Annotated in this window: 23 protein-coding genes; 9 read left to right on the top strand and 14 right to left on the bottom strand. The window is 61.3% G+C overall.

Annotated elements, in window-relative coordinates:
• Positions 1–21: 21 nt before the first annotated feature.
• From VQ071_RS10955 to rph, 6 genes are all read right to left on the bottom strand, one after another.
• A complete protein-coding gene (locus VQ071_RS10955; RefSeq protein ID WP_340514041.1) occupies positions 22–1,590 on the bottom strand; it encodes a response regulator in 1,569 nt (522 codons plus the stop codon).
• Between the two features lie 79 nt (positions 1,591–1,669).
• Entirely contained in the window at positions 1,670–3,376 is a 1,707-nt protein-coding gene (locus tag VQ071_RS10950) for an ABC transporter substrate-binding protein (protein ID WP_340514040.1), read from the bottom strand.
• Between the two features lie 94 nt (positions 3,377–3,470).
• A complete protein-coding gene (locus tag VQ071_RS10945) occupies positions 3,471–4,367 on the bottom strand; it encodes a carbohydrate ABC transporter permease (RefSeq protein ID WP_340514039.1) in 897 nt (298 codons plus the stop codon).
• 33 nt (positions 4,368–4,400) lie between these two features.
• A complete protein-coding gene (locus tag VQ071_RS10940) occupies positions 4,401–5,348 on the bottom strand; it encodes an ABC transporter permease (protein WP_340514358.1) in 948 nt (315 codons plus the stop codon).
• A 530-nt stretch (positions 5,349–5,878) separates the two neighbouring features.
• The gene (gene rdgB, locus VQ071_RS10935; protein ID WP_340514038.1) at positions 5,879–6,529 is read right to left on the bottom strand and encodes an RdgB/HAM1 family non-canonical purine NTP pyrophosphatase; all 651 of its coding nucleotides are present in this window, start codon (positions 6,527–6,529) and stop codon (positions 5,879–5,881) included.
• Complete coding sequence (gene rph / locus VQ071_RS10930; protein ID WP_340514037.1) at positions 6,526–7,275, bottom strand: ribonuclease PH; 750 nt, start codon at positions 7,273–7,275, stop codon at positions 6,526–6,528. The genes rdgB and rph overlap by 4 nt, the downstream gene beginning before the upstream one ends.
• Positions 7,276–7,479: 204 nt before the next feature.
• Here rph and VQ071_RS10925 point away from each other — a divergent pair, with 204 nt between their 5' ends.
• From VQ071_RS10925 to VQ071_RS10915, 3 genes are read left to right on the top strand one after another with little or no spacing between them, the layout of a single operon-like run.
• Positions 7,480–8,805, top strand: a complete 1,326-nt coding sequence (locus tag VQ071_RS10925; protein WP_340514036.1) for a spore germination protein — start codon at positions 7,480–7,482, stop codon at positions 8,803–8,805.
• Between the two features lie 30 nt (positions 8,806–8,835).
• On the top strand, positions 8,836–9,975 hold the full coding sequence (locus VQ071_RS10920) for a hypothetical protein (protein WP_340514035.1): 1,140 nt from the start codon (positions 8,836–8,838) through the stop codon (positions 9,973–9,975).
• 5 nt (positions 9,976–9,980) lie between these two features.
• Entirely contained in the window at positions 9,981–11,093 is a 1,113-nt protein-coding gene (locus VQ071_RS10915; protein ID WP_340514034.1) for a Ger(x)C family spore germination protein, read from the top strand.
• Positions 11,094–11,105: 12 nt separating this feature from the next.
• Here VQ071_RS10915 and VQ071_RS10910 read toward each other — a convergent pair whose 3' ends face one another.
• Positions 11,106–12,188: a GerMN domain-containing protein gene (locus VQ071_RS10910; RefSeq protein ID WP_340514033.1), complete on the bottom strand. Its 1,083-nt coding sequence runs from the start codon at positions 12,186–12,188 to the stop codon at positions 11,106–11,108.
• A 193-nt stretch (positions 12,189–12,381) separates the two neighbouring features.
• Between VQ071_RS10910 and VQ071_RS10905 the strand changes: the two genes are divergently transcribed.
• On the top strand, positions 12,382–12,939 hold the full coding sequence (locus tag VQ071_RS10905) for a phosphatidylglycerophosphatase A family protein (protein WP_340514032.1): 558 nt from the start codon (positions 12,382–12,384) through the stop codon (positions 12,937–12,939).
• Positions 12,940–13,069: 130 nt separating this feature from the next.
• Here VQ071_RS10905 and VQ071_RS10900 read toward each other — a convergent pair whose 3' ends face one another.
• Positions 13,070–14,209 (bottom strand): MBL fold metallo-hydrolase, encoded by a 1,140-nt coding sequence (locus VQ071_RS10900; RefSeq protein ID WP_340514031.1) that lies wholly within the window; start codon positions 14,207–14,209, stop codon positions 13,070–13,072.
• Positions 14,210–14,384: 175 nt separating this feature from the next.
• On the opposite strand from VQ071_RS10900, the gene VQ071_RS10895 reads away from it, so the two are divergent.
• The 5 genes from VQ071_RS10895 to VQ071_RS10875 are packed head-to-tail and all read left to right on the top strand — an operon-like array spanning position 14,385 to position 20,721.
• The gene (locus tag VQ071_RS10895) at positions 14,385–15,752 is read left to right on the top strand and encodes a YheC/YheD family endospore coat-associated protein (RefSeq protein ID WP_340514030.1); all 1,368 of its coding nucleotides are present in this window, start codon (positions 14,385–14,387) and stop codon (positions 15,750–15,752) included.
• Complete coding sequence (locus VQ071_RS10890; RefSeq protein WP_340514029.1) at positions 15,727–17,037, top strand: YheC/YheD family endospore coat-associated protein; 1,311 nt, start codon at positions 15,727–15,729, stop codon at positions 17,035–17,037. The genes VQ071_RS10895 and VQ071_RS10890 overlap by 26 nt, the downstream gene beginning before the upstream one ends.
• The gene (locus VQ071_RS10885) at positions 16,928–18,301 is read left to right on the top strand and encodes a YheC/YheD family endospore coat-associated protein (protein WP_340514028.1); all 1,374 of its coding nucleotides are present in this window, start codon (positions 16,928–16,930) and stop codon (positions 18,299–18,301) included. Before VQ071_RS10890 ends, VQ071_RS10885 begins: the two co-directional genes overlap by 110 nt.
• The gene (locus VQ071_RS10880) at positions 18,301–19,479 is read left to right on the top strand and encodes a YheC/YheD family endospore coat-associated protein (RefSeq protein ID WP_340514027.1); all 1,179 of its coding nucleotides are present in this window, start codon (positions 18,301–18,303) and stop codon (positions 19,477–19,479) included. Before VQ071_RS10885 ends, VQ071_RS10880 begins: the two co-directional genes overlap by 1 nt.
• Before the next feature lie 33 nt (positions 19,480–19,512).
• The gene (locus tag VQ071_RS10875; protein ID WP_340514026.1) at positions 19,513–20,721 is read left to right on the top strand and encodes a YheC/YheD family endospore coat-associated protein; all 1,209 of its coding nucleotides are present in this window, start codon (positions 19,513–19,515) and stop codon (positions 20,719–20,721) included.
• Here the strand turns inward: VQ071_RS10875 and VQ071_RS10870 are convergent.
• From VQ071_RS10870 to ytvI, 6 genes are all read right to left on the bottom strand, one after another.
• Complete coding sequence (locus VQ071_RS10870) at positions 20,718–20,975, bottom strand: hypothetical protein (RefSeq protein ID WP_340514025.1); 258 nt, start codon at positions 20,973–20,975, stop codon at positions 20,718–20,720. The genes VQ071_RS10875 and VQ071_RS10870 overlap by 4 nt on opposite strands.
• A 71-nt stretch (positions 20,976–21,046) precedes the next feature.
• A complete protein-coding gene (locus tag VQ071_RS10865; protein ID WP_340514024.1) occupies positions 21,047–21,715 on the bottom strand; it encodes an HAD family hydrolase in 669 nt (222 codons plus the stop codon).
• 365 nt (positions 21,716–22,080) lie between these two features.
• Positions 22,081–22,650 carry a manganese catalase family protein gene (locus tag VQ071_RS10860; RefSeq protein ID WP_340514023.1) on the bottom strand — a complete coding sequence of 190 codons (570 nt, stop codon included), beginning with the start codon at positions 22,648–22,650 and terminating at the stop codon, positions 22,081–22,083.
• A gap of 15 nt (positions 22,651–22,665) precedes the next feature.
• Complete coding sequence (locus tag VQ071_RS10855; protein WP_340514357.1) at positions 22,666–22,923, bottom strand: spore coat protein CotJB; 258 nt, start codon at positions 22,921–22,923, stop codon at positions 22,666–22,668.
• Between the two features lie 68 nt (positions 22,924–22,991).
• Entirely contained in the window at positions 22,992–23,213 is a 222-nt protein-coding gene (locus VQ071_RS10850) for a spore coat associated protein CotJA (protein WP_340514022.1), read from the bottom strand.
• A 179-nt stretch (positions 23,214–23,392) separates the two neighbouring features.
• Positions 23,393–24,427, bottom strand: coding sequence for a sporulation integral membrane protein YtvI (gene ytvI / locus VQ071_RS10845; protein ID WP_340514021.1), 1,035 nt, complete (start codon positions 24,425–24,427; stop codon positions 23,393–23,395).
• Positions 24,428–24,469: the final 42 nt, after the last annotated feature.

The raw sequence follows: 24,469 nt of genomic DNA, 5'->3' as shown, positions 1-24,469 counted from the left end.
GCTGCTCCTCCTGCGCGGGGCTTAGTGCTTTCTCCGGTATTCGAGCGGCGTCATGCCGGTCGTTTCTTTGAATTGGCGGCTAAAATAAGGGAGGTAGCGATAGCCCACCCGATCTGCAACCTCGTATATTTTGAGCTTTGTCGTCGTTAGCAGCTGCTGCGCCTTCTCCATGCGCAGATCCACGACGTACTCGCTGAAGTTGCGGGACGTCTCCTCCTTGAACAGCAGGCCCAGATAGTTCGGTGAAAAGGAAAACCGCTCCGCGACGTCCCGCAGCGTAATGTTCTCGTCCAGCCGGCTGCGGATATCTTCGACGACGCTCTGCACCAGCTTGCCGTTTTTGGAGTGACGCTTCGCCTGGATCGTCTCCGACAGCTCGAAGACGCGCCTGCGGAGCCAGGCGTGAATGTCGCCGATCGTCTCGAACTCGAGCAGAATCTCCAGATTTTTAAGCTCCAGACCGAGCAGCTTGTACAGATCCTCGTTCGCCGACCGCAGCTGCTCGTTCATCTTCATCAGCACGTACATGGCGAAGTGACGGATCGTAATGCGGGAGCCGTATTGGGACACCAGCTGAAATACATGGGACAGCTCGTCGTGAATCCGCACCAGATCGTACGCCGACACCGCCAGCATCATCGCTTCGAGATGCCGGTCGAGATCCCTCAGATCCTTCAGCTCGCTGCTGACGCTTGCCTCGTACGCCAATATCCGGTCCTTGCCGCGCAGCATCTTCTGATCGAGCGCCGCCAGCGCCTCTCCATAGGCATGCTGCAGCTCCGCGGAGCACGATGCCGAGACGCCCGTGCCGATCGTCAGCGTGAACGGGAGCGTCTGCCGTACGCCGGCCATGAACGGACCGAACAGCTCCTCCTCGCGCCGCGCGTTCGCGAGCACGGCACATCGCGTCTTCGACAGCTTGCAGATCTGATCGACGCCCCGCGCGTTCATGCCGCCGATCAGCAGCTTCTCCAGCTGACTGAGCGCGGCCTTGCGCGCCTCCGGCGCATACTGGCCCAGCTTCGATGCGTAGTCGTCGATCTCGACGACGTAGACGCGCAGCGGCCAGTCCCAGTCGTCCGTGCAAAATTGCCGGCGCAGCGCGGCGGAGTCCGCCGAATCCGGCTCGGATTCAAGCAGGCGCAGCAAATAGTCGTTTTTGGCGGCCGGTACGAGCTGACGGTACGTTTCTTCCTTTTCGTGCCGGGTCCGCTCCGAATCGAGCTCCCGCTTGACGTCCAGCAGCGCGCCGACCAGCTCCCGATCGTCCATCGGCTTGAGCACATAGCCGAACGCATTGAGCGACATCGCCTGCTTCGCATATTGGAAGTCCTGGTGGCCGCTGACGAAAATGACGCGCAGGTTCGCCCGCTTCTCCCTGGCGCGCTTCGCCAGCTCCAGCCCCGTCATGTTCGGCATGCGAATATCGCTGACCAGCACGTCCACGGGCTCGCGCTCGAGAATCTCCAGCGCCGCGAACCCGTTGTTCGCGGTACCGGCGACTTCCATGCCGAGGTCCCGCCAGGGAATGAACGTCTTCATGCCCTCCAGATCCAGAATATCGTCGTCCGCCAGCAAGATTCGGTACATCGTCCGCCGCCTCCGTTCTGTGAAAAAGGAGAGTATACCGTTAAGTATACTCTCCTGCCCTATAGCCTGGGAATGACGTTTATTCGCCCTTCATGATCTTCAGGTTGCGCTGCCATCTCTCGGTCTGGTAATCGAGGAACTTCTGGTAGCCTACCGCCATTGCATCGGAGTCCGCCTGGTCCATAATCTTGATTACTTCGTCGTCGCTCTTCGCGTACAGCGCTGCGGCGCGGGATTCTTTGTAAATATCTTCGACAGCCGTCTGCGCGATACCGGCATCGCTGTTTTTGGCCGGCATCAGGTTGGCATACTCGGTCGCATCCGCAGAGGACGGCCAGGTAATCTGGTACTGATACTTGAGCTGCCAACTGCGCTTGTCGTCGGGCAGCGTATCTTCATACTGCGCCTTGACCTTATCCTGGAATACCGTGTTGCCCACCCACTGCAGTTGGCCCGTGGTCGTCTGCAGCTCTGCGAGCCCCTTCGAGTCTTGCCAGTACGTATCCTTGAACACCGGTGTGATGCCGTCGGCCTGCACGCCTTCCCAGTACTTGCCGGGAGGGCCCCAGTGCAGCACGGACGTGCCTTCGGGACCGGTCATCCAGTCGAGCATCGCGAACACTTTCTCGGGATCTTTGGCCGACTTCGTGATGACGGCGACGTTCCAGCCGAGCGTCGCGTACGTGCCCGGATAGATCTTGCTCCGATCGAGACCCGGCTTCGCGATCGGCTTGATCATGAAGTAGCCGGCGTTCGGATCTTTTTCCTTGAGCTTCTCGTGGCCTTCCGGGGCGAATTCCGTCGGATTGCTGCATGCGTAGACGGCTACCTTGCCGTTCAGAATCTTCTCCTTGATCTGGTCGCGGGTCTGCGTCATCGCATCCTGCGACATCAAGCCTTCGCGGAACAGCTTGGCGGCGTACTGCATGGACTCGCGGTATACCGGGTCCTTGAAGATGGACGTCAGCTTGTCGCCCTGCGGATAGGAGCGGTTGCCGACCCAGCGGTTCAGCGCGCCCTCGCCGAATGCGGAGTACAGCACGTCGAGACCTTGGCCGTCGATCGTCTGGTCGGGCTCGAACGGCACGATCGCGTTGCCGTACTTCTCCTTGACGGACTTCAGGTAATTGTACAGATCGTCGGTCGTCTCAAGCTTCGGCGAGCCGAGCTCCTCGTAGATTTTTTTGTTGACGACATAGCCGGCATTGCCGATCGGCTTGTCCTTGTTCGTATACCAGTTCGGGAACTGGTACAGCTTTCCGTCCTCGGCACGCAGGAGGTTCGCCGTTTCTTTCATCAGATACGTTCTGAGATTCGGATACTTCTCCATGTATTCGTCGAGCGCGACGAGCATGCCGCCCTTGCGCAGCATCTCGTATTCCGCGGAGCCCCGGTCGAGCCAGATGACGTCCGGCAGTTCTTTGGTGGACATCATCGTCGTCAGCTTTTGCTTGGAGTTGTTGGCCGACGGGATGAAGTTCATCGTCAGCTTCTTGTTGTCCCTGATCCACTTGGACGACTCGTCCTCGCCCCAGGGCGGCGCGGCATACCAGTCATAGTGGCCGTAGAGCGACACGGTCAGCGGCTCGGAGCCGAATTCCCAGCCGGTCCCGGCAGGCGCCGAGGCGCTGCCCGAGCCAGTCGCGGCAGCGGACGGCGCAGGGGACGCCGATGCGGAGCCTTGAGCATTGTTGTTCTTGCTGCCGCCCGCGCAGCCGGCCAGAACGGTAGCCAGCACGAGCGCGCCGGCTGCGGAGCCCAGCCAAGCTTTTTTGATCTTCGACATTCTGTTAAAGCCCCTCTCTCCTAAATAATAATTGCATATATGGTTAAAGCGCAAAGCTTTATACCCTTCCATAAGGCGGCCCGCAAGCCGGGCACTACTCCTTGAGCGATCCGACCAGCACGCCCTTGACGAAAAAGCGCTGGAGGAACGGATAGACGAGGATGATCGGAATCGTGGCGACCATCATGATCGCGTTGGACAGCGACTTGCTCGTGACCTGCTGCATGCGGGCCATGGCGGCCACGGAGCCCGCATCGAGATTAGAGACGTTCTGGGACACGATGTTCGAATACAAAATCTGCCTGAGCACCGCCTGGATCGGGCGGAGCGCATCCGTCTGGATGTAGATCGCGGCGTAAAACCATTCGTTCCAGTGATAGATGGCCGTGAACAGCGACAGCGTGGCGAGCACCGGCCCCGACAGCGGCAGCACGATGCGGAAGTAAGTCTGCCAAGGTCCGCAGCCGTCGATCTTGGCCGCCTCCTGCAAGCCGTCGGGCAATCCTTTGAAAAATGTCCGGAAAATAATCATGTTCCACACATTGATCATCGAAGGAATGATGTACACGAGAAATTTGTCCATCAGATGCAGGTTGTTGATCAGAATGAAGGTCGGGATCAGCCCGCCGCCGAAATACATCGTGACGACGAAGAAGACCATGTAATATTTGCGCCCCATCAATCCCGGCACGGTCATGCCGTAGGCAAGCAGCGAGGTCGCGAAGATGGAGGTAAGCGTGCCGAGCACCGTCCGGGCGACGGAGATGCCGAAGGCGCCCAGCAGGTTGTCGTTTTTGAAGATGATGCGATAGTTCTCCCAAGTGAAGTCCCGCGGCCAGAAGGTCACGCCCCCCAGCGAGGTGTCCGAGCCCGTATTGAGCGAGATGACAAGCGCATTCCAGAACGGATAGAAGCAGGAGAATGCAAGCAGCGCGAGCGCTGTATAAATGAATATCGTAAATGACCGGTCGCCGAGCGATAGCCTATTCATGCAGTCCGATGCCTCCCGGGCGCGTAATGTCGATTACCATAGGCTGCTCCCCCAGCGCCGCGCGAGCCTGTTGGCCAGCACGAGCAGCACGACGTTGATGACGGCTTTGAACAGGCCGATCGCCGTGGCGAACGAGTACCGCATGTTCTCGATTCCGTTCCGGTAGACGTACGTATCGATGACGTCGGATACTTTCCAGAGGATCGGATTTTTGGACAGCAGGAGGATGTCTTCGAAGCCCGCATTGAGCAGATTGCCGATGGCGAGCACCAGGAAGATGACGACGACGGGCATGATGCCGGGCAGCGTGATCAGGAAGATGCGCTTGATCCGTCCCGCCCCGTCCATCTCGGCCGCCTCGTACAAATGCGGGTCGACGCCGGCGATGGCGGCGATGAAGACAATGGAGTTGAAGCCGATGTCCTTCCATACGTTCGTCGTGATCAGAATCGCCCAGAAGTATTCCTTGATCGACAGCCAGTTCAGGGGTCCGTCGATCGCACCCACCCGCTCGAGCGCGATATTGATGCTGCCGTTGTCGACGGACAGCATCGAGATGACGAGCCCGGTCACGATGACCCACGAGATGAAGAACGGCAAGTAGGTGATGCTCTGGACGAAGTTCTTGAAGTACCGGTTCTTGACCTCGTTCAGCATGAGCGCCAGGAAGATCGGCGCCGGGAAGCCGATCAGCAGCTTGAGCGACGAGATGACGATCGTATTGCGCATGATGCGGTTGAAGTCGGGGCTGTTGAAGAAATCCCGGAAATGCTGCAATCCGACCCATGGACTGGCATTCATGCCGACGAGCACGTTGTACTCTTTGAATGCCGTAATAATGCCGTACATCGGAAGGTAGCTGAAAATAAAGATGAGCACGAGTGCGGGCCATACCATCAATTGAATGTCCCACTGCCTGATAAATCTGACGACGACATTGCTGTTTTTGGTCAGCAATACGTCTTCCGTCCGCGTGGACATTTGCGCCACGATCACCCCTCCTGCTTGCCATGATGCTGTACCAATGACTTCATCTTACAGAGTTGCAAGCGCATTTAAAATTTGTAAATGCAACTAAAAATGATACATATCAATGGTGAAGGCTACAAAAAAACGCGCAAAAGCTGCGCTTTGTCCGGAGATGCCGAGATACCGGGCGCATGTCCGGCACACGGCAGTTTTCTCGCTTACGACGGGCGCTCGCTCCTGTAGCCGCGCGTTTCTCGCTTGCAGCACGGTCCGGCGTACTCGTCGCTTCTGTAGCGGTGGTTTTCTCGCTTGCAGCGGGCGCTCGCGCCTGTAGCCGCGCGTTTCTCGCTTGCAGCGCGTTCCTGCACACTCTCCGCTCCTGTAGCGGTGGTTTTCTCGCTTGCAGCACATCCTGACCTCGCCCAAAAGCTATATATTCTGGCGACGAAAAAAAACACCCGACGAACCGCGAAGGGTTCGTCGAGTGTCTCCAAGCAAAATCTATTCGTGCGCCCATCGGGCGCAGCTACGACAGAAGCATGCTAGCTCCGCTCCAGCTGCCGCAGCAGCTCCGCAAGCGCCTGCCCCCGGTGGCTGATCGCATTTTTGTCGGCAACGGACAGCTCCGCCATCGACCGGCCCTGCGCGGGCAGCCAGAACAGCGGGTCGTAGCCGAAGCCGCCTGCGCCCCGCGGGGCGCCCGTAACATAGCCTTCGACGGTCCCTTCGGCGCTCAGCGTATCGCCGCCCGGCTTGTAGATGACGAGGCAGCTGACGAAGCGGGCTGTGCTGAGCGGAGCGGGCACACCAGGCGCATCCGCCCCGGCCACGGATGCGCCGGCCGCCTCAAGCTCGCGGAGCAGCTTCGCGTTGTTGTCCGCGTCGCTCGCGCCTTCGCCCGCATAGCGGGCGGAGTACACCCCGGGCGCGCCGCCGAGCGCGTCGACGACGAGGCCCGAGTCGTCCGCCAGCGCGGGCAGGCCCGTCGCGTCGGATACGGCCTTCGCCTTGATCGTGGCGTTGGCCTCGAACGTATCGCCATCCTCGACGATGTCCGGGATGTCCCGTCCGCCCTCGTATTCGTTCAGGTCCGCGACCTGAACGCCGAGCGCGGCGAAGGCGGCTCTGAACTCCGCCGTCTTGCCCTTGTTGCGCGTCGCGATGAGCAGCGTGTCGCCCGCCGCGAGCCTCATGCGCGCACCGTCCCGATCCGGGCGCCCGCCTCGCCCAGCGTCTCGCGCTGCCGCTCGATCAGCTGCGCGATGCCCGACTCCGCGAGTCCGAGCATGCCGTCCAGCTCCGCACGGGAGAACGGCTGCTCCTCGCCCGTCCCCTGCACCTCGACGAATGCGCCTGCGCCCGTCATGACGACGTTCATGTCGACCTTGGCCTTGGAATCCTCGGCATAATTCAGGTCGAGCAGCGTCTCCCCGCCCAGCACGCCGACGCTGACGGAAGCCAGATAGTCCGTGAGCGGATACGTCGCGAACGCGTGCACTGCCGACAGCTTGTGAACGGCGAGCGCGAGCGCGATGAACGCGCCGGTGATCGAGGTTGTCCGCGTGCCGCCGTCCGCCTGCAGCACGTCGCAATCCAGCGTGATCGTGCGCTCGCCGAGCGCCTCGAGCTTGACGACGGAGCGGAGCGCCCGGCCGATCAGGCGCTGAATCTCCATCGTGCGCCCGACCTGCTTGCCCTTCACGGACTCCCGCTGGTTGCGCGAGTGCGTCGCGCGCGGCAGCATCGAATATTCCGCCGTCACCCAGCCTCTGCCCTGCCCCTTCATGAACGGCGGCACGCGCTCCTCTACCGTGGCCGTGACCAGCACCTTCGTATCGCCCATCTCGATCTGCACCGAGCCTTCGGCGTATTTATTCGGATTCAGCACGACGGTCAGCGGTCTGAGCTCGCCGCGCTCTCTTCCGTCCGATCTCAACATTTCCATTCCTCCTTGAACTCACGCCGACGGACATGCATCCTCCCGACAAATCCTACCCATTTTACCAGAGTGGCCGGCCAAAAGCATCTCCGATTGCCTGTATTCGGCATCTGCGCTGCCGGTGAGACGGCGGCAGGCAAGTCCGAATGGATTCCCAGAATCAGGGCAATCTAAGCGGAAAGGAAATGAAAGGGGACGGCGAGCTTGATTGAGCAAATTAAAGAAATGCTCGGCGATCCGGCGGATCTCGCGACGGATATGATGGACAACGGCTACGCCAGGCTGGAGATCGCGCTGTTCCCGGGCATGGTCGATTTGTTCCAGCTGAACGAGTACGTTCTCAAGCCCTTCACCTATCGGTTCGATCCGGATGAGTTCCGCCGCATGCTGCATTCGAGCAACTCCTTTTTCCGAGGTATCGCATCGGATCAATGGAGCGGGTACCTGCTCAAAGGGCATACGCTGATCGCCTATGAAGGCGAAGTGTACGTATATCGCGCGATTCGAATGCTGCAGATCACGCCAGAGGAGACGAAGGTCGAAGTATCGCTGCAGGGGCCGCAGGCGGCTTTTACGGAAAATCTCGACTTCAACATGATGCTGGTGCGCAATATGTACAATACGCCCGATCTGTCCGTCGAGGACTTCGATCCGAATAACTTGTCCAAATCCAAGCTCGCGCTGATCTACGACCGGACGAAACGCAACGAGACGACGCTGAAGGAAGTACGGCGGCGGCTCGAGCAAATCGACAAAGGCCTCCTCATGTCGGCGGGCCAGCTCTCCAAGCAGCTGTCGCACGCCAAGTATCGCCTGTTCCCGATCACGCAAATTACGGAGCGCCCGGATCGTCTGTGTACGCATCTGAACAAAGGCAAGCTCGCCGTCCTGCTGGACGGCAGCCGCTTCGCCGTGCTTCTCCCCGTCCATTTCTTCGACTTCATGTACGCCATGGACGATCTGTACGAGCCGACGTTTATGAGCCGCTTTCTGGTCGGTCTGCGCTATGTCGCGATGCTGCTGACACTCACGCTGCCCGCGCTTTATATCTCGATCGTGTCCTACAATCCGGAGGTGTTCAGAATTCAGCTGGCATTCACGATCGACGGCAGCCGCGCGGCCGTGCCCTATCCCTCGTTCATCGAGGTGCTGCTCATGCTGTTCATGATCGAAGCGCTTATCGAAGCCAGCCTGCGCCTGCCCCGGACAGTCGGCTCGACGGCGGCGACGGTGGGCGGGCTTATTTTGGGCCAAGCCGCCCAGCAGGCGGGGCTCGTGAGCAGCATCATGATTATCGTCACATCGGTCGTCGCAATCTCCAGCTTCGTCCTGCCCAACTCCACGTTCAGCTATTTCATCCGCATCCTGAAGTACGCGTTCGTCGCGATATCCGTCTTCGCCGGACTCGTCGGCGTCGTCGTCGCCCTGTTCGTAATGGTTGTGTACCTGTGCAATATGCGCAGCTTCGGCGAGCCCTATTTTGCGCTGTTCCAGAGCAAAGCGGGAAAGGCGAGCGGCAACAACTCATAACACGGGGAACAAGAGGGGGGAGAATCTTCGATGATTCGGTACTACTACTACCACGTCTTTTACGTCGGTATGATCAATATCATGGTGCTCGTCCCCTTTGTGCTGATCAACCATCGGTTCGGAGGGGCCGTATCGTCGTTCCCGCTCGCCATCGTATGCGGGACGCTGTACAGCTATATTACTTCGGCTTGCTTTCAGCGCTTCCCCGGCCTCGGACTACCCGAGATCTACAGACTGTTCATGCCTGTCTGGATCGCCAACATCCTGAATATCATCGGTGTCGTCACCTGGGCCAGCGCGGGCATCATCGTCCTGTTCTCCTATTCCAATACGATCGGCATCTTCTTCGATCCGGAGGCGAGCGCCTATCTCAACCTGGCGATCATGGCGCTCGCCTCGCTGTGGGCCGCGACGCGCTCATCGCGTTCGGTCCAGTTCACGCACGAGGTGCTCCTCATCGTGTGCACGCCGATCATCATCTGGATCTTGCTCAAGGCCCTGTTCAGCCCTTGGCTTAACTGGGACGCCATCCGGCTCGTCGCCACCGGGGGCATCCGCCAGCCGCCTTCCGCCATTTGCTTTTTTGCAGCCACCTTTGTGTTTTCCGGACATCTGAATATTACGCTGTTCAACCGTCTCAATCCGCGCGATCTCAAGTTTCGCTTTCGCTGGATGATTCCGATCGTCGGCACGTTTTTTCTGCTTGTGTCCTTCTTCGTGCCGATCGGCCTCCACGGCACCCAGGCCGTCGGCGATTACTTGTATGTATGGAGCGTGACGACGGACACGCTGATGATGAAGTACGGCTTCATTCAGCGCGTGCTTTACCTGTTTTTGCTGCTTTATACGTTTTTGTCGCTGCTGTTCGTCATGAACACCTGGCATACCGGCATGGAGTTTTTCAAAGCTTGCTTCAAAAAGTATCCGCCCGCGACGGACGAGGTCAACGTCCCGCGCATCAACTGGTGGATATGCTTGACGCTTACCTGCCTCACCTTCGCTTATGCATACTTTACCAATGACCTGGTCAACAAGCTGGCGGCGGAGATCTGGCTGGTCATGCGTTTTTTTGTCGAGACGGCGTTGGTTGTACTGATGCTTCTGTTCGTCTTCATGCAAAAAAAAGGGCTCCAGCGAAAACAAGCGCTGCAGCGACAAGGCGGTGATTAGCGATCATGAGCGCAAGAAGGCTGCTGTCCTGCGTCGCGGGCATCACGGCGCTGGTGATAGGCGGCTCGCTCCTCGGCGGCTGCCAGCTCAAAGACATAGACAAACGCTACTTCGTCGTCACGACCGGCTTCGATTACTCCGACAATCCGGCCAAGCCCTACCGGGTGACGCTCCGGCTGGCGCTGCCGTCCTCCAAGGTCGAGGAGGGCGGCGCGATGTCCATCGTCCAGACCGCGGATGCGCCGTCGATCGCGGAGGCGGTCCGCCACTTGAAGGCGACCGTGGACAAGGAGCTGGAGTTCGGACATTGCCGCGAATTCATATTCGGACGGGCGCTGATCGACAAGGACGGCTTCTACAACTCGATGCAGTGGCTGGCCCGCCGCCGCGACATTCAGAGCGTATCCAACCTTATGATCGGCGAACCGGACGCGCTCTCGGTGGCGAGTCTGAAGCCGAAGTCGGAACGTTATCCCGGCAACTCGCTTTTCCTGTCGTTCGGCAACGAAGGCACGGAGTCCGCCTATACGGTAACGACTTACTTGTTCGACTTGTACCGCAGAATGTACGAGACCGGCCTGGATCCGGCGCTGCCGATCGCCAGTATTTTGAAGGATGCCTACCAGATCGACCGTGCCGCGCTGCTGGATAAAAATAAAGCGCGTCTCTACCTGACTCCGGAAGAAACGCTGCTATTCAACATGACCGCCTTCGGTACGAACAATACGATCGTCACGCTGCCGCACGAGCCGCTAAATGTCGTGCTTGCCGTGACCCAGACGAACGCGAGGATCGATCTGACGAAGGGCAAGGACCCGGTCGCGATTCTCAAGGTCCGCGTCGAGGGCTTCCTCGAACAAAGCCCGCCCCATCTGCTCGAGCAGAACTGGGACGGGCTGGAACGAAAAATGGGCAAGCACTTCTCGGAGGAGGTCGAACAGCTGCTCATCAAAATCCGCGATGCGGGCGTCGATCCGTACGGCTTCGGGCTTCACTATCTGGCCGATCGCCACAATGCCAAAGGCAGCTGGGAACTGTGGACGAAGCAGCTGTATCCGCATATTCGGTTCGACGTGCGCACGGACGTGTCGATCCAAGGCTCCGGATTGATCCGCTAGCGGCGCGCCGGCTTAGCCGGCATACGCGTTAATATGCGCCGGACGCTCGACGGGCTGCTCGTAGGCTTCGTTGTTCGCATCCATCAGCTCGGTGCTGCCGTTGACGGACACTGCGACCTTCGGCGCGCCGGTCGCCTCCGTCAAGGTCAGCACCAGCCCCTCCATCGTCAGCGGCGACATCTGCTGACCGGCCGCCCAGCTCTGCTCCTTGAGCTTGACCTGCACGGTGTCCGACTTCAAGGTCAGATCGTCCACTGTCGTATCGGACAGCATGACGGCCTCCAGGCTCTGCGTATCCTGCGGCCCCTTGATCAGCTCGCCGAGCGCCGCCTTGGCGCGGTCGTTCTGACGCTGTACGAGACGGGTCACGGGGACAAAGTAGCCGTCTCCCTGCTCGGTCTTAGCGGAGAAATAAAGCGTGACGGCCATCGATTCGCTGGCCTTGACCTTGGGCGCCTGCTCGAGGTTGATGCCGATATTGCGCGTCAGCACGCCCGGCACCGGCACCCCGGAAGCCGGCAGCTCGGTCATCGCCTGTCCCGCGACGGTCAGATGCACCTTGTCGATGCCCGGCAGCTCCGTCATCGTCCATACGATCGCCTCGAGCGCGCGGCGCTCGTCCGATGCCGGGATGCCGGACAGCGGCTTCGCGAAGTCGACGGTCACGGTGCCGGATTCCGTATTTTTGACGACGGACGAGACGGTCGTTCCCTTCGGCAGCACCGGCGTGAAGCCCGGAGGCAGCTGTCCGGCCAGCTTGGAATCCGCCGTGAGCCAGGCCAGCGCTTCGATCTCGGGAGCGTCCTGCTTCTGTCCTTTCTCCATGGTAGACCTGTCCAGCGTCATCGGGGCGATGTAGCCTCTGCTGTCTTCCAGATAGACCGTCAGCCCGTCGGCGGCCGATGCGTTCCCGATCTGCGCCATCGTATCTTCGGCCGCCTGCAGCATTTGATTTTCCACGGCGGACGGAGGCGCGTCGATCTGTTCGGCGGCTTTGCGGTCCTGACCCGACCAGCTGCAGCCCGAGACCGCAATCGCCAGTCCTCCCGCCGCCAGCAGCTTCCACCATGACTTGCGATGATTGTTCGTTTTCATATTGGCGTTATCCTCCCGCAGGGGCGCCGCGCTTTATCGCTTCCCTCGTAATGTAGTACTATGTATACGAGCCCCCCGCAGAAATATGTACGGTTTGTCCGGGAGCGGCGAAGGAATATACTTTAGCGGTATCCGCAATACGAAAGCCGGTCATTCCTGTTCGGAACCGACAACAAAAGAGAGGGTGTTCGCCATGTCCAACCCGGCTAACTACCGGCTTAATAGCAAGGAAGTCGCCCAGGCGACCATGGAATGGCTCGGCAACCGCGGCGTCACGAAGGAGCAGATCGGCCAGCTCGTCATGCTGCTGCAAAAGGATTACTTCCCGGAATTGACGCTGGACGAATGCGTAGTCAACGTCGAAGCCGTGCTGTCCAAGCGCGAAGTCCAAAATGCGGTGCTGACGGGCATCCAGCTCGACATGCTCGCGGAGAAGGGCGAGCTGCTGCCGCCGCTGCAGGACATGATCTGGTACGACGAGGGGCTGTACGGCTGCGACGAGGTGCTGGCGCTGAGCATCGTCAACGTATACGGCAGCATCGGCCTCACGAACTTCGGCTACGTCGACAAGTTCAAGCCAGGCGTCCTGAAGAAGCTTAACGAAAAGAACGGCAAGGACGTCCACACGTTCCTCGACGATATCGTAGGCGCGATCGCCGCTTCGGCATCGAGCCGCATCGCCCACCGCAAGCAGGCGGAGCGCGAAGCCGTCATCGAAGCGCTGAGCGACGAGGACGCGACGAAGGACTGAAAAAAGGGACGGAGCGGCTCGTTATGCCGCTTCGTCCCTTTTTCGTTGGCCGATAGGTTACGGGTTGACCGCCGATCGCCCGCATGACCGCCGACTGTTGATCTACGTTCACAGTGGGCGCTGCTCACCCTTATCGGCGAGCGGGGCGATAATACGCGCGGCGGCAGCGAGCAACGCCGCCCGTCGCCGGCGTGCCTGTCCGGGCACCTTCCCGGTCGGGGACACGCCCGCCCGCCAACCGGCCGCGCGCATCCTCGCCCCCACCTTGATCGGGCGCGCCCTCTTCCGCCAGCCGCTCGAGCGCCCCCTCCTCCGCCAGCCGCTCCAGATGCGCGATCGTCTCGGCCATGGCGAAGCGGAGGTTGTGCGGATTGCCGACGATCCGCTCGCCGAACAGCGCGGCACACATCTCGTATGCGCTGAACCGCCCGTCCGCATCCGCCGCTGCCAGCTCCGCGCCGAGCGCCTCCATGCTCAAGAGCCGCCGCTCGTGATGGGCGATCAGCTCCTCGACTCTTTTCCCGTATGCGGCCAGCGGCTCCCGATGTCCGGGATAGGCAAGGTCGACCTCGTACGCCGCCATCGCCCGCAGACTCGCCATATAGGAGCCGAGCGGGTCGGGATCCCCTCCCGGCATCCAGCCGATATTGGGCGTGATGTCCGGCAGCACCTGGTCCCCGCACAGCATCAGACGCCGCTCCCGATCGTACAACGCGAGATGGCCAGGCGCATGCCCTTCGCCTCCGACCAGCTCCCAATCCGCCCCGCCGAAGGCCAGCTTGTCCCCCGGCCGCAGGAGACGGAGCCTTGCCGGATGCGGGAGCACCTGCCGCTTGACGCTGTCCAGATGGGCCCGTACGCCGTCGCTCTGCGTGGCGGGAAGCCCATGCTCGCGCAGGGCGTCCGCCAGCTCCCCGGAAAAAGTCTCTCCCTCGCCCCACAGCCGCTGTGCATACCGATGCGCCGTCTCCGACAGATATACTTCCGCGCCCGTCCGCTCCTGAAGCAGGCCCGCCAGCCCGTAATGATCCGGATGGTAATGCGTCAGCACGATCCGTCCGATATCCCGCCATGCGATGCCGAGCTCCGCCGCGAGCCGCTCCCAGGCCGCCTCCGCCTCGTCCGTCCGCAAGCCCGGATCGACGATCGTCCATCCCTCCTCGTCCTGCAGAAGATAGACATTCACCCATTTCAGCGCAAAAGGAAGCGGCAATCTAAACTGTATGATACCGCTCTCATGCCTGGTCCACAGGGGCAGCGCCTCTCTCATGTTGCCCGCCTCCCCAGCGTTCGTTTACTCCCAGTATAGTGTTTTTAGGCGCAGACGGCCAATCACCCATAGATAGATGTCCTCATATGATGGTGTATTCTCGCCTGCGTCCGGGAGGCGGTCCTCCGGGGCCGCTCGTGGCCGGACTGCGAGCACGTTGGAAGGAGCCGTCCACATGACTACCCCAAAGGTCGACGTCCGGGTCATAAGCTCAGGCATCATGGCCGACGACGTCCTGATGCTGGGGGATTCGGTGATGAAGGCAGCCAAAATCCCGGCCCAGCAGCAGCTTATTCTGCAATTCGGTTCCCTCCGCCAATCCGTCACCGTGGTCTCCGTCCCCAGATACGACGGCTTGCGCATCGGGCATGCGCTGGCGAGACGAATGGGCCTGGCTTCGGGCACGCCGCTGCGGCTGCAGTATCGCTCAGGCTCCCGTACCTTGTCGCTCGGACCGATCATCGGCGTGCTCGTCAGCCGGGACTATCCGAACCAGCCCGACAAGCCGTTCGGCAGCATCACGATGTTCTGCCGCGAACTGGTGACCGCCTGCCGCAGCCAAGGCGCCTTCGTGTACTTCTTCACGCCCGGCGGCATCGGAACCAAGAGCGGCGGGGTAGAGGGCTGGGTGTACCAGGACGGCTGGCAGCAGGCGACGCTGCCTGCGCCGGATGTCGTCAACAACCGGCTGACCTCGCGCAAGCTCGAGAACAAGTCGAGCGTCCAGCAGTTTCTGAGCGAGATCAAGCAGCGGTACGGAGCGCAAGTGTTCAACGAGAAGTTCCTGGACAAATCCGAAGTGTTCGAGGCGCTCAAGGGAGAGACCGCCGTACAGCGATATTTGCCCGAGTCGCACTCGCTGATGAGCTATACGACGCTCAGAAGCATGTGCGCGCGCTACGCCTCCGTCTTTCTCAAGCCGGTGCGGGGCAGTCTCGGCAAAGGTATCATCCGCCTGAGCCGCACGGGGCAGGATGGCTGGACGGCTTCGTTCACGACGGCGATGGGCACGAGGAAGCAGGTGTATCCGAACCTGGTGAAGCTGTTCTCGGCGATCAGCGGCAAGATGAAGACGGTCCGCTACCAGATCCAGCAGGGGCTGACGTTGATCGAGATCGGCGGCAGACCGGTCGACTTCCGCGCGCTGACGCAGAAGAACGCTTCGGGTAAATGGGTCGTCACCTCCATCGTGGCCAGAACTGCCGGCGGCCAGCATTATGTCTCCAATCTCGCCCGAGGCGGTACGCTGTCCACGGTGAAGGAAGCCGTAGCCAGATCCAACATGGCGCCCGGCGCCCGCAAGGACGCGTCCGCAAGACTGCACAAGGCCGCGCTCGATATCTCGCGTGGCGTCGATGAGCGCATCCATGCGCACTTCGGCGAGCTGGGCGTCGATCTGGCACTCGACACGTCGGGGCGGGTATGGCTGCTTGAGGTCAACTCGAAGCCGTCCAAGAACGACAATACGCCATTAACCGAGGGGAAAATCCGCCCTTCCGTGCGGATGATGATTCAATATGCGCGATACCTTGCAGGATTCTAAAGACACCGGGACCGTCGTCAGACGGCTGACGCGCGAGCGTGTGCGGAGCGCCCCGACGACGCTTCGCCCGCTGGGTATTCTGGTCAGCGAGAAAAGCGAATATGCGGCAAAAGGGACGGCCGCGCCGTTCGCCGAAGCGGAGTACGTCCGCCGGCTCGCGGCCGCCGCGCCCCGGCATGGGCTGCAGGCGCATGCGTTCGACCCGGCGAGCTGGGACGCGGATACGAACACAGTCAAAGGCTGGCGCTGGACGGCTGGCGGCTGGCTGCAGGAGACCGTGCCGGCTCCCGCCCTGCTGTACGACCGGCTGTGGCCGGACGGCCCCGGGGCCCGCGAGCGCAGCATGGCCGGTCTGCGGGCCATGCGCGAGCGCGGCGGCTTCAAGCTGTTGAACGGGAGCCTGCCGGGCAAGACCGCAGTCCTCCGCGCGCTGTCGCGCTGGCCGGACATCCGGCCGCTGCTGCCGCCTTCGGCCGCGTACCGGGGCATCGCCTCGCTGTCCGCCTGGGTCAGGTCGCAGGGCGGCGCCTTCCTGAAGCCGTCCGGCGGCTCCCAGGGCAAGGGCGCGCTCGCGATCTCCGCAGCGGCGGACGGCTGCTGGACGCTGAGCGGCCGCGATACCGCCGGGCGGCTGCTGCGTCCGAGACGGCTGCCTCGGCCAGACGCGGTCCGCATCGTCCGGGAATGGATCGGCGGCCGCACGTACCTGATGCAGCCGCTGCTCGATCTGCGGGGCGCCGGCGGCGAGCCGTTTGACCTGCGCGCGCTCATGCAGAAAGACGGGGGCGGGACGTGGCGGTTGACGGGCGTCGCGGTCCGCACGGGCGCTCCCGAATCCGTGACGGCCAATCTGCACGGAGGCGGCGTAGCCAGACCGCCGGAGCCTTATCTGGCGGGCTTGTTCGGGGAGCGCGCCGCCGCTCGTCTGCTCGCGTCGGTGCGCGCCGCTTGCGACAGCGTCGTCGCCCGCCTCGAGCAGTTGTACGGCCGCTTCGCCGAGCTCGGCCTCGACTACGGCATCGACCGCGCGGGCCGGATCTGGTTCCTCGAAGCGAATACGAAGCCCGGCAGAGCATCCATGGCCGAAGCCGGCGGAGATGCGAAGTCGGATGCGATCAACAATCCATTGGCCTATGCGCGTTACATCCTGCTTGTATCTTCTGGGAGGGTATGTCATGAGTTTGACCTTGTGCAACGTTCACTTCACGCAGCAGGCGGAGAAGGTCATATGGCTGTCCAGCCCGCTCGCCAAGACGCTGAATATCGACGGCCGCAAGACGATTAACGTCAAGCTGGGCCGCGATGTCCAGCCGGCCGTCCTGAAAACCGTAAAACGCAAAGGCCATCACGTCTATCTGTCCGCGGGCCTCAGACGATCCGTCCGCATCCCGAAGTCGGGCCACGTTTATCTGGCCGGCGCGGACGGCGACGAGATCCAGCTCGGACCGCTCATCGGGGTGCTCACGGACGGCAATCGCTCCCCGTCCGCCCCCTTCGGTCCCCGGACCGGGTTCGTCAAGCAGCTGCTCGCGGTCGGTCAGAAGAAGGCCTATTTTTTCGCCTTCACGCCCCGGGACATCAATTGGCAGCAGGAGACGGTGCACGGCTGGTTCCTGGACGGCGGCGGCGGCTGGGTCCGCCGTGTCGTACCGCTGCCGGACGTCGTGTACAATCGCCTGCCGAGCAGGCGGGCGGAGGTCGGCTCCTATATCACCTCGCTGCGCGAGCGGTTCGTCAGAAGGCGGATTCCCTTTTTCAACTGGAGCTTCTTCAACAAGTCCGACGTATACAGCCTGCTCGACAATGACCCGGAGGCGCTGGCCCATCTGCCGGAATCCATCAACAACCCGACGTCCGACAAGATCAAGGAGATGCTCGAAAAGCATCACTTCCTCTACTACAAGCCAACGGGCGGCAGTCTCGGCATGGGCATCTACAGGCTGACCTACCATCCGAAGCGCGGCTACTTCGTGCGGTATCGCAGAGGCACGAGCAATGTGCTGCTGCGGTTCACGAACTTCCCGGGTCTGATGAAGATGCTGAGATCCCGCCACGGCGCGCGCCTGTCCGGCTACGTCGTCCAGCAGGGAATTCGGCTGATCGAGATCGACCACTGCCCGATCGACTTCCGGTTCCATATGCACAAGGACGGCAGCAACCGCTGGGTCGTGGCGGGCATCGGCGCCAAGAAGGCGGGACGGGGCAGCGTGACGACCCATGTCAAAAACGGCGGACAGCTGATGACGCCCGAGCAGGCGCTCAGCCGCACGTTCGGCGACCGCGCGTCCACGGTGCTGCAGGATGCCAAAAACGCGGCCGTCAAGCTGTCCGAGGCGATCGAGCGCAATTACAGCCACACGCTCGGCGAGCTCGGCCTCGACATCGGCATCGACAAGGACGGCGAGATCTGGATGTTCGAGGCGAATGCGAAGCCGGGCCGGTCGATCTTCAAGCATCCCGCGCTCAAGGATCAGGGCAAGGCGTCGCTCGAATATATTCTCGACCACTGTCTCTACCTCAGCAAATTCCGCAGGAAGGATGAGTCCTGATGCTACGAAAAGCCGCTGCCGATCCGGCCCTGCTCGCGCGCGCTCCTACAGACGCGATCGTGCAGGCGCAGGAGCGGCCGGTACTCGCGATCTTGACGATCGACGACGACCTGCAGCTGTTCAGAGGCAACCGCCAGAACTTCGCCGACTTGCTGAAGACCGGCGAGGATCAGGGCTTTCTCGCCTATGTGGCGACCGTCCGCCATCTGAAGCTCGACGCGCCGCGCGTGCAAGGCTTCACTTATAACGCCGCGAAGGATGTCTGGATCAAGTCGTGGTTCCCCCGCCCCACGATCGTGTACAACCGCATCCCGCAGCGCGAGGACGAGAGGCTGCCTTGGGTGCGCAAGAAGCTGGCCCGAATCGCCTCACAGCCGGACATGGCTTTGTTCAACCGCCGTTTTTTCAACAAATGGTCGCTGTTCAAATGGCTGAGCGCCTACAAGAGCACGCGCGGCTACGTCCCCGAGACGAAGCGGCTGACCGAGCAGCGTGTGCTGTCGGGCATGCTGAAGCGCCATCCGCTCGTCTATCTGAAGCCGGTCAGGGGCAAGGCCGGCGTCGGCATCATGACGGTGAAGCTCTCGCCCGAGAAAAACCTCCCGTACCGTCTCCAGGTACAGGACGAAAAAGGCAGCAGCACGTATCATTGCGCGACGATCGGACGGCTGTGGACCCGGGTGCGGGCGAATGCTCCGTCTGAATCGGAGCCCTATATCGCTCAGCGGGGTATTCCGCTCGCGAAGGTGAACGGACGCCCGTTCGACCTGCGCGCGCTCGTACAAAAAAACGCGGAGGGCGTATGGGAACTGACCGGCATCGGCGCGCGTATGGCGGGCATGTCGAGCATCACGACGCATGTGCCGCGGGGCGGGAGCATCGAGGATCCCGAGCGGCTGCTCGTCGCCGTCTTCGGCCAGGAGAAGGCCCAGCAGGTGTTCGCCAATGCGCGCCACGCCGTACTCACGCTGGCTTCCCGGATCGAGCGCGCCTCGCGCAGCCGGATGTTCGAGATGTCGATGGATCTGGGCGTCGACGAGCAGGGCAACCTCTGGTTTTTCGAGGCCAACTCGAAGCCGATGAAGTTCGACGAGCCGCATATTCGCAAAAAATCGCTGGAGCGCATCTTCCAGTACGGCCATTATCTCCATCGGCGGAGGCAGCAGGAACGCAGGTAAAGTTGGCTTGATCCGGGACCGGAGGTGAAAAGTGTGGCGGCTCAGCCGACGCTCGGCATATTGACGCTGTATCTGAACGACCGCAAGACGCTGGAGGAAAAACCGGTCTATGCGAAAATGACCGCGATCGGGCGCAAGCTCGGATTGTCCGTGTTCGTCTTCACGCCCGACGACGTGGACGAATCGGACGACCGAATCCATGCGATGTTCTACGATTCGGCTGCCCGCACCTGGGAACGGAGATGGGTGCGGTTCCCGCAGCTGATCTACGACCGCTGCCGGATCCAGCGCAGCTCGAGATTCGACCGCCTGCTCGCCTTCAGACGGAAGTACGGCCATCTCACGTTCCTTAACCGTCCGCTGCGCAACAAATGGACGATATACCGGACGCTGAGCAAGGTGCCGGCGTTCGAGTCTCACCTGCCCGCTACGCGGATTTTCGAAGCGCCCCAGGATGTGCAGACGATGCTGCGCAAGCATTCCCTGGTCTACGTCAAGCCGATCAACGGCACCGGCGGGCGGGGCATTCTGCGGGTCGAGCGAATGAAGGACGGCAGCTATGCCGTCCAGGGCCGCGACCACAGCCGGCGGATCGTCTCGCCAAGACGCGTGCCCAAGGACCAGCTGCCCGCAGTGCTGCGATCCTGGGACAAACGCGGCGACCGGTATATCGTGCAGCAGGGCCTTCATATCCGGCTGCCAAGCGGGCGAGTGCACGATTATCGGATGCTCGTGCAGAAAAACGGCGAAGGCGAGTGGACGGTCACCGGCTGCGCCGGCCGTGTCGGCCCGCCCCGCAGCATCACGAGCAACCTGCACGGGGGCGGGCGAGCCGTGCCGATGTCGACGCTGCTGCGCGAGTGGATCGGCGGCGAAGAGCGGATCAGCCAGATCCGGCGCACGGCGGAGACGCTCGGCGTCGGCGTAGCGCGGCATCTCGAGCGCACCTACGGGGCGCTGTGCGAGCTCGCGCTGGATCTGGCGATCGACCGCGACGGCCGCGTCTGGCTGCTTGAGGTCAATCCGAAGCCGGCGCGCGAGGTGTTCATCCAGGCGGGCGAGCGCGACGTCTACCGGACGGCGCTGTCGCGGCCGCTCGAATACGCGCTGTGGCTGCACCGCCAGCGGCGGCTGGCGCGCACCGGCAAGAGCCGGATGCCCGCCGCCAGCGCGGGCGCCGGCTTCGCTGCGAGATCGCCGCTGAGCGGCAGCGCGCCAGCGGAGTTCGGCGCGGCCGACTAGCGGCGGCTGACGGCGATCGCACGGGCCGGGTCGTGCCTCTCGAGTCGATAGGCCGCTGCATTCCTAGCGCCATCGCCTGCCCTACGAGAGGCGATCCGATCCTTGCGGCCGCCATCGGCTCCATCGCCTTCACTACGAGAGGCGATCCGATCCTTGCGGCCGCCATCGGACCCATCGCCTTCACTACGAGAGGCGATCCGATCCTTGCGGCCGCCATCGACTCCATCGCCTTCACTACGAGAGGCGATGCGCACAGTTTACCGTCCGCCGCCGGCATCATAGCAAAGGGAGCAAGCGTATCGCACGCTTGCTCCCTTCATTCATGTCAGCCGACCAGCTCGAGCAGCTCCGCGAAGCTGGCGATACGTACGTCCGCACCGTCCAGCTCGCCCTCGCGGCGGAATCCCGCGTAGTCGCAGCCGACGGTGAACAGTCCGTTCGCTTGACCGGCCTCCACGTCCGAATGGCGGTCGCCCACCATCCAGGCCGTCTTGACACCGCTGTTTGCCAGCAGCAATTTTACCAGATCGACCTTGGAGCGCGTCTCGTACTCTCCGGCGCTGTAGAAGCCCTCGAACAGCCCGCCGATGCCCCGCAGCCGCGGCACATCCTTCACGTACGCTTCGAGTCCGTTGCTGGCGACGAATAGCCGCACGCCCCGCGCCTTCAGCTCGCCGAGCACCTCGGGCACCCCTGCGTACAGGTCGCCCCTGCCGTTCTCCAGCTCCTCGAGCTCATATTGCAGGAGCAGCTCGTTCGCCCGGTCCTGGGCGGCCTGCGAGCCATCGGGCATCACCTGCTGCCAGATATGCTCCAGCAGCATGCCGAGCGAACCCAAGAGACGCTCGACCGGCGGCTCCGGCGCCAAGTACAAGCCTTCCTCGCGCAAGGTCGCGAATACGCGGCGATGCACTTCTTCGAGCAGCGTTTCCGTACGGAACAATGTCCCGTCCAGGTCAAACAGCATGGCTTCTGGCAATTCGTACCGTTTCATATTAGGGGACTCCTTGATGTTTTTAATACATCATAACGGAGCGTGCCCCCTCCCGCAACCTCAGAGCCTCTCGTCGAAGCTATCGTCTTTGACTGCGGTTTGGGCGCGGAGCCGACGCTTTTTCGCATGCCAGAACTTAATCCATAGCGCTCGTTGCTCGTCCCGGTACAGCCTGATCCCGATCAACTTCAGCGGCGTCCATATTTCATTAAAATAGTAATATGGCATTCGTGCTCCACCCCTTACATGATTTCCAAATTAAATTAGTATAATTGTACCATTTTTAATAGATAAAACAATGACAATAGTAATAGGACCGACCGCCTTTTTTAAGGCAATCGGCCCAATCCGTTTGTTTTCGCAGGTTAATATACTTTTTTCTGCTCCCGATCCGCCTTGATGATCTCGACCGCCTCCCGGAAGCGCAAGGAATGCACGATCTCGCGCTCGCGGAGAAACTTCAGGCTGTCCTGGATGTCGACGTCATCGGTCATATCGATCAGCCACTGATACGTCGCCCGCGCTTTTTCCTCCGCAGCGATATCTTCATACAAATCGGCCAGCGGATCTCCCTTGGCCGCTATGTAGGTAGCCGTCCAAGGCACGCCGCCGGCATTCTCGTAAAACAGCGCGCCGTCGTGGTTGGCGAAGTGCGGTCCGAGACCGGCCGCCTCGAGCTGCTCGACCGACGCGTCCTTGGTCAGCTTGTAGATCATCGTGGCAATCATCTCAAGGTGGGCAAATTCCTCGGTGCCGATATCCGTCAGCAACCCGATGACCTTGTCGGGAATCGAATACCGCTGGTTCAGGTATCGCAGCGCAGCGGAGAGCTCACCGTCCGCGCCGCCGTATTGCTCGGACAAGTACCTGGCCATCCGAATATCGCATTTGCCGACTTTGACGGGATACTGCAGCTTTTTCTCATAAACCCACATATCGCGCCCCCTCTCCTACACTTGCCAAGGCCAAGGCGTATCGTTCCACTGCCAGGGATAGCGGCTGAAGCTGTTGCCGAATCCCATCTGCGGCCCGTACTGCTGCTCGAACGAAGCCATCAGCTGCCGGCGTATCTGAGCGAGCTGGTTGAACTGCTGCAGCGCCTGCATGTCGGCGGGATGCGTATCGAGGAAGAGCGTCAGCTCGACCAGCGCGAAGTCGACTCTCTGAATTTCCAGCAGATCCCGCTTGTAGGCCTCGCCTCCGCGCATGGGCGGATGCTGGGCATACGCCGACTCGCCGCTTCGGCTCAAGCCGTCATCTCTGTCCGCCAATGCGATCAGCCTCCTTTGCGGTTGCAGCGCGACGTATACGGACTGTACAGCGCAGGCCACAGCGTTCCTTTTAACAGCGCTTCGTCCAGAGGGAATTGGGGCAGGCCGGACGGCTGAAAATAAATATACTGATTGGGCGGCACGATATACCGCTTGACCGCAACGGGCGGACACGGATCGTCGGGGCTGGCATAAGGGCGCCACTCCCTCCACTGGTTGTCATACACGCGAATTCCTCCTTCGGCGTGACCGTACGGCGAACTGATATAGCCTATGCGCCCGTGCGCGCAATCTGAACATCGCTTATGGATAAATATGGATGCGCTTGTCCGCAAAAAAAGCCTCGCGCCGGGTGAGCGGCGGAGGCTTCGGTCAGTAATCGTTCGTGCGGCTTAAGACGGTGCTGCTACAGCTTGATCTTCAGATTAATCAATCCGACCTTGCGGGCGGCCATGTACACGATGACGACGACGGGTCCGAGGAACACGCCGATGATCCCGACCAGCTCGAAGCCGACGTACAGGCTGATCAGCGCAGGCAGCGCGCCGATGCCGACCGCGTCGCCGAGCACCTTGGGCTCCACGATCCGGCGGACGACGGTAATGACGAGGAACAGGATGATGAGCCCCACGCCCGTGAACGTGTCCCCAGTCAGAATCATATACGCTGCCCAAGGCACCAGCACCGAGCCCGTCCCCAGAATCGGGAGGATGTCGACGGCGACGATGAGAAGCGCGATCGCCAGCGGATACCCCGTCCCGATAATGAGCAGTCCGACGAAGGAGATGACGTACGTCATCAGACTGAGCACGAATTGGGCACGCAGGAAACCGAAGATCGACTTGCGCAGATTCTCCATTACCTGTGCGACCTGGCTCCGCGATTCCTCGGCGAAGATGGACAGGAACGAGTTCATCATCGTAGGCAGGCTCAGGCTGAACAGGTAGACGGCGACGAAAAATACGATCAATACGACGAAGAAGCTCGGAATGCCGGCGGCAAAGCCGACGAGCGGCTTGGAGATCGAGGTTGCGAGCCCGGACAGCCAGTCGGTCAGCTTGTCGGTGACGCTCTCCAGGTTGATGGTCAGATCTTTGTCGTTCGACCCGTTATAAGAAGCGCTGGCCTTCTCCAACGCATCCTGAATGTAATGGTTGGCGTTCTTCAGATAACCGGGCAGATTGCTCCAGAAGGAGGTCAGCTCGTCGAAAATTTTCAGGCCGATCAGCCCCATGAGCCCTAGCAGTACGATGGTGAACAGCGTGCTGGACACGGTCGACGCCGCCAGCCGGTTCATTTTGAGCCGGGTCATGAACACGCGGTTGAGCGGCTCGAGAAAAATGACGACGATGAGGGCCAGCAGGAAAGGAGCGCCTACGGTAAAGAGCAAATAAAGAAAGCCCAGCCCCAGAACCATGAGCAAAACTGTGCGCAGCGGCATTCATTCACACCTTTCGAAGTTCGAGATCGTAGCAGCGAGCGG

The organism is Cohnella sp. 56 (assembly GCF_037963805.1).
GTDB lineage: Bacteria > Bacillota > Bacilli > Paenibacillales > Paenibacillaceae > Cohnella.
This window is presented reverse-complemented; position numbering and strand designations above follow the sequence as displayed.

Excerpts from the sequence above, each read along its gene's own strand:
- VQ071_RS10955 (WP_340514041.1), bottom strand. The coding sequence starts at position 1,590 with ATGTACCGAATCTTGCTGGCGGACGACGATATTCTGGATCTGGAGGGC.
- VQ071_RS10950 (WP_340514040.1), bottom strand. The coding sequence starts at position 3,376 with ATGTCGAAGATCAAAAAAGCTTGGCTGGGCTCCGCAGCCGGCGCGCTC.
- VQ071_RS10945 (WP_340514039.1), bottom strand. The coding sequence starts at position 4,367 with ATGAATAGGCTATCGCTCGGCGACCGGTCATTTACGATATTCATTTAT.
- VQ071_RS10940 (WP_340514358.1), bottom strand. The coding sequence starts at position 5,348 with ATGTCCACGCGGACGGAAGACGTATTGCTGACCAAAAACAGCAATGTC.
- rdgB (WP_340514038.1), bottom strand. The coding sequence starts at position 6,529 with ATGAGGCTCGCGGCGGGCGACACGCTGCTCATCGCGACGCGCAACAAG.
- rph (WP_340514037.1), bottom strand. The coding sequence starts at position 7,275 with ATGTTGAGATCGGACGGAAGAGAGCGCGGCGAGCTCAGACCGCTGACC.
- VQ071_RS10920 (WP_340514035.1), top strand. The coding sequence starts at position 8,836 with ATGATTCGGTACTACTACTACCACGTCTTTTACGTCGGTATGATCAAT.
- VQ071_RS10915 (WP_340514034.1), top strand. The coding sequence starts at position 9,981 with ATGAGCGCAAGAAGGCTGCTGTCCTGCGTCGCGGGCATCACGGCGCTG.
- VQ071_RS10910 (WP_340514033.1), bottom strand. The coding sequence starts at position 12,188 with ATGAAAACGAACAATCATCGCAAGTCATGGTGGAAGCTGCTGGCGGCG.
- VQ071_RS10905 (WP_340514032.1), top strand. The coding sequence starts at position 12,382 with ATGTCCAACCCGGCTAACTACCGGCTTAATAGCAAGGAAGTCGCCCAG.
- VQ071_RS10900 (WP_340514031.1), bottom strand. The coding sequence starts at position 14,209 with ATGAGAGAGGCGCTGCCCCTGTGGACCAGGCATGAGAGCGGTATCATA.
- VQ071_RS10895 (WP_340514030.1), top strand. The coding sequence starts at position 14,385 with ATGACTACCCCAAAGGTCGACGTCCGGGTCATAAGCTCAGGCATCATG.
- VQ071_RS10890 (WP_340514029.1), top strand. The coding sequence starts at position 15,727 with ATGCGCGATACCTTGCAGGATTCTAAAGACACCGGGACCGTCGTCAGA.
- VQ071_RS10885 (WP_340514028.1), top strand. The coding sequence starts at position 16,928 with ATGAGTTTGACCTTGTGCAACGTTCACTTCACGCAGCAGGCGGAGAAG.
- VQ071_RS10880 (WP_340514027.1), top strand. The coding sequence starts at position 18,301 with ATGCTACGAAAAGCCGCTGCCGATCCGGCCCTGCTCGCGCGCGCTCCT.
- VQ071_RS10865 (WP_340514024.1), bottom strand. The coding sequence starts at position 21,715 with ATGAAACGGTACGAATTGCCAGAAGCCATGCTGTTTGACCTGGACGGG.
- VQ071_RS10860 (WP_340514023.1), bottom strand. The coding sequence starts at position 22,650 with ATGTGGGTTTATGAGAAAAAGCTGCAGTATCCCGTCAAAGTCGGCAAA.
- VQ071_RS10855 (WP_340514357.1), bottom strand. The coding sequence starts at position 22,923 with ATGCGCGGAGGCGAGGCCTACAAGCGGGATCTGCTGGAAATTCAGAGA.
- ytvI (WP_340514021.1), bottom strand. The coding sequence starts at position 24,427 with ATGCCGCTGCGCACAGTTTTGCTCATGGTTCTGGGGCTGGGCTTTCTT.